Origin of the sequence: Polynucleobacter sp. MWH-Loch1C5 (assembly GCF_018881775.1) — a bacterium.
GTDB lineage: Bacteria > Pseudomonadota > Gammaproteobacteria > Burkholderiales > Burkholderiaceae > Polynucleobacter.
Window position 1 is genome coordinate 1 of record NZ_JACVPR010000009.1, and the last position, 255, is coordinate 255.

The window sequence follows — 255 nt, forward strand, 5'->3', positions numbered from 1 at the left end:
TTCCTGAAGCAGTAATCGATAAAGTGGCACCACCACTCAATACTTGAGTATTAGTATCACCGTTTTGATTACCACTAATAGAAGCCGTCAATGTTGGTGTTGCGTCACCATACACCATAGTCTTATTGTCAGCAGTGATGGCAAGAGTCGGACGCTCACGGTAAATTGCATAATTACCAGTACCTAAAGCCAGACTGTAGTTAGTTGCCGATTCATCGCTGTTATAACGGAAGTTACCTGAACCACTACCAATCA

General features: G+C 42.7%; 1 protein-coding gene. It reads right to left on the minus strand.

Annotated elements, in window-relative coordinates:
• The coding region (locus ICE94_RS08550) for an MBG domain-containing protein (RefSeq protein WP_216151144.1) at positions 1-255 on the minus strand (255 nt) is incomplete at both ends.